At 38.5% G+C, this 3,713-nt stretch carries 4 protein-coding genes; 3 read left to right on the plus strand and 1 reads right to left on the minus strand.

Going from position 1 to position 3,713, the window contains the following annotated elements:
- On the plus strand, positions 1 to 474 hold a 474-nt coding region (locus AAA952_RS22150; protein WP_338259662.1), incomplete at its 5' end, for a baseplate tail-tube junction protein.
- Between the two features lie 61 nt (positions 475 to 535).
- Positions 536 to 859 (plus strand): hypothetical protein, encoded by a 324-nt coding sequence (locus AAA952_RS22155; RefSeq protein ID WP_338259663.1) that lies wholly within the window; start codon positions 536 to 538, stop codon positions 857 to 859.
- Positions 860 to 908: 49 nt separating this feature from the next.
- On the opposite strand, the gene AAA952_RS22160 is transcribed toward AAA952_RS22155, so the two are convergent.
- Positions 909 to 2,018, minus strand: coding sequence for a hypothetical protein (locus AAA952_RS22160; RefSeq protein ID WP_338259665.1), 1,110 nt, complete (start codon positions 2,016 to 2,018; stop codon positions 909 to 911).
- An 88-nt stretch (positions 2,019 to 2,106) separates the two neighbouring features.
- On the opposite strand from AAA952_RS22160, the gene AAA952_RS22165 reads away from it, so the two are divergent.
- The gene (locus AAA952_RS22165; RefSeq protein WP_338259666.1) at positions 2,107 to 3,711 is read left to right on the plus strand and encodes a hypothetical protein; all 1,605 of its coding nucleotides are present in this window, start codon (positions 2,107 to 2,109) and stop codon (positions 3,709 to 3,711) included.
- Positions 3,712 to 3,713: the final 2 nt, after the last annotated feature.

A 3,713-nucleotide genomic window follows, 5' to 3' on the forward strand; every position in this document is an offset into this window, starting at 1 on the left:
CGTAGTTTCATTTTCAACTACCGCTTTTACCCTAAAACGATAGCTGAGTTAAAAGAGATTGCTTCAATAATCCATACGTTTACCAAAGCATCTGTACCAACTTTTAGTGGATCGACTAATGGGATGATTACTCACGAATCACCACCATTTGTGTCTGTTCGGGAAATCATCAAAAACAAAACGAATCACAACGTTAGGTATACGCCAAAGTTTGGTACTGGTATTGCACAGATAGCAGGTGTACGAATAACCAAAGGGGCTGATGGTGTATACGGTACTTTGGCTGGTACGGCAGGTGACGCCAACATCATTGAGTTTGAGGTATCGGTTAAAGAGATTTTACCACCTACGACACAGCTATTTGACGAAATAGAATCGAACAATTATCAAAATGAATTGAATCGAATCTCAAGCAAATCAAATAATAACAGTGCTATCGATGATTGGAAAAAGTTATATAACACAATGAATTAAATCCCAGTATAGGGATACAGTTTTTTTAGTAAATTGACCTATGGTCGAAAGTGGGGCGCAAGTGGAAGTAAGTAAAAAACTGACTATACCCGAGATTATCGGGCTGTTTTGTGGGTTGTGTTCGGTAATATTGTTTTGTGGGAATATGTCTTTGGCTACAACAGCAAATACAACTGCTATTAGTGAAAACAAGACCAGTATCATCGAGCTGACCAATCGGTATAACTCGACAGAGCAATTTAAAAGTAGGCAGGAGAACATCAATATGAATCAAGATAAACTCAATTCTAGACTAGAATCTGTACTATACGACGTTAGCAAATCTAACGCTGAACTAGCGCAAGCTGTTGTAAAATTAGAGGCATTTTTGAGTGCAAAAAGATAAAAAAGAACCCGATAACATTTAAGCTATCGGGTTCTTTTTTATCATAAAATTATAAAATCACTTTGGCTAATATTGTTAATTTACTATTGTTGGCATGGTTAGCCCAATCAACATTGATAACACCATCAGCGTTTGGCTCGGCCACTGTAAGAGCATATCTAACCATCGTCCCATAAGATGGGGTCATTGATTTAACATCCCTAGTAAACACCATTTCCATTCCGTCTGCACCAGAATCATCACCTAGTTCGTCGGGGATGATAAATGGACTAAAGTACAAGCTGCTTAAGTCTAATTTGGTTTTACCAGCACATCCCACCAGCATGTAATCCATCGGTGTTTTAGTATCACAGACGATATCCAGATTAAGACCATCTATTGTGTTACCAGTCACTTGTCCACTAGCCCGTATCATCGACTCCACTGCTGCTGTGCACAGCACAAAGTTAGGGACTGCTGTTGTACTCGTTTTGATACCAGCAACCATCTCACCAAGTTTAATAATCAACTCTCGTCCCTTATAATATGTAGTGTCGGGATTGACCAAATTGATACTAGTTTTTTTAGCAATGGTGATTAATTTGCAAATGATGTCGCTATTAATGCTCTCTGAAACGACTTGAGAAATCGTATCATCAACCAACCCAATGCTATCTATACCTGATCGATCTAGGTCTTCCAGCAACTCCATAGAGCTATCCAGTTTGATAAGTCTCGCACCTACTGGACAGCGCCACCTACCGATAGTGAACTTAGAATCTTGTATTACGGCTGTTGTTGGTGCATCGGTAACAATCCTTAGCTTACCTTCTAAGCAGTTGTTTATTGCGTCCAATCCACTGAGTTGTGTTGCACTAAAATCGATCACCAGTACCTCATAAACGATTTTACCAATACTAAATCGATCATGCTGTTTATAGGTCAAATTACTATTGAACTCGTTAGCAATATCAACAACCGCTAATGAATGATCAATAAAGATGTCTTTATCTGTTGAGTATCCGTATCCGTATACCGTTGCTACTGGCTGTTTTGTTGGTTGAATATTAGTCAGTTTTGATAATAGTTTTGATGATGTTTTTTTGCTCACTGCAATTAAATGGTCTCTAGAATTTGTGTTATCGACGCTTTCATTGACCAATGTGTTTAGGTATTTCATTTTCAATTCCTTGTATGTAATACCCTTATTTATCAAATACTAAATACAAATCATGTAAATAACAGTATTACATACAAGGAATTATTTTATGGACACAAACACAAACATTGATGATGCAGTAGAGGGGTTGGTACTTGTTGCTGAACTAAGCGAAAAGCAATTAAACAGGCTAAAGAAAATCGAACAAATACTGAGCCAGCAATCGGAAATTATTAGATTCTCGAAAGACAATCCCGACAAAGTTAAACAGGTCGATACGATTACCAACAATGTGACAAATAACGTTGTGCAATCTCAATCTCAATCTAAACCAATGCCAAAAGGCTCAGGCTCAAGCCCAGATAGTGGTAAATTTAAACGTGAACCAACTATTAGAGACGTTGGTGCTGCTGTTGGTAAATCGATTGTGGAAGCATCAGCACACGCCAGTAGTAACGTTATTAATCAACTAGGCACTGAGATTGTTCCATTCTTTAACGAGGGCAAAGAGGCATTAAAGACCGTTGCGTCTGGTGTTGTTACTGCTGGACGTATTGGTAAATCAATGTTTGAGCGCGAGCCCACTATTACTAACACTAACACTATCACCAACTCAAAAGAGACTGTTACCAACTCCACTAGTATGTTTCAGAAGATTTCCAAGACAGAAAAAATACGCGATACAAAGTTGAGATTTCGTGAGCACAAAGTAGACCACCAGCAAAAAAAGCTATACGACAAAGTTGATGGTATACACGATATGATGCGCCTTAACATGTTGTTTAAATTAAAGGATTTATTACCTAGTTTTGGTGTAATCAGCAAGTTATTAGGTGCTGGTGGGATTATCAGTGGTGTACTAGGTTCGATTGTAATGTTTAAGGATAAACTTGGTGGTTTGTTTGTTGGACTAAAAGATAGCATAGGTAAAATCACTACTAATATCAGTTCGATGGTTGATACCGTTATACAAAACATGAAATCAATGTTTGATAAACTGCCTGATTTCATGAAGCCACAATCACTAAAGACTGCCAAAAAACCTGATTTACACCCAACCGCTAGTGCTGATAAAAAACCTGCTATTGGCACTGATAAAAAACCTGCTATTGGTGCAAGCCCTGATAAAAAACCTGATTTACACCCAAGCGCTAGTGTTGATAAAAAACCTGCAATAGATGTACCCGAGAATAAAACAGGTAATCCAACCAAGTTTAAAGCTGTTGCTAATGCTGTGGATGCGGTGGACGGTAAATTAGAGCAATCAATGTTTAAACGCGCGTTGGTTTACATAGGGAAAAGACTTGCTGTAGCTGCTACTGGTGTTGGTGCCCCTGCTGCTATTGCGTTGACTGCAACCGATATAGTGGATGTTACTTTAGACGCGCTTGAGCTATCAGTAAAAGATGTTATTGATAATCCAAAATCGATAGGTCGTGCAGTTGAGGAAAAAACTAGCTTTAGGCAGATGGTAAACATACAAAGTGGTATCCCTGCTGATGCGACACTAGCGGAATATGCATCTAAGTCTGTTGAAGCTAAAGAAAGACAACGTGAACTAGCCAACAAAGCACATCAAGCAAACATCATTGCGCCAACTAATACCGTCGTAAACAACAATAATAACTATGGCAGTGTTTTAAATAGTGGGTTTGATACTAGAAATAGTGATCGTCGTAATCAACTGCCTAGTCGTGGTATTACGATGCAATAGTA

It is taken from the genome of Shewanella sp. M-Br, from assembly GCF_036245925.1.
In the GTDB taxonomy this organism is placed as follows: Bacteria; Pseudomonadota; Gammaproteobacteria; order Enterobacterales; family Shewanellaceae; genus Shewanella; species Shewanella oncorhynchi.

Bases quoted from the DNA above. Each gene is read 5' to 3' on its own strand.
- AAA952_RS22165 (WP_338259666.1), top strand. From the start codon at position 2,107: ATGGACACAAACACAAACATTGATGATGCAGTAGAGGGGTTGGTACTT.
- AAA952_RS22160 (WP_338259665.1), bottom strand. From the start codon at position 2,018: ATGAAATACCTAAACACATTGGTCAATGAAAGCGTCGATAACACAAAT.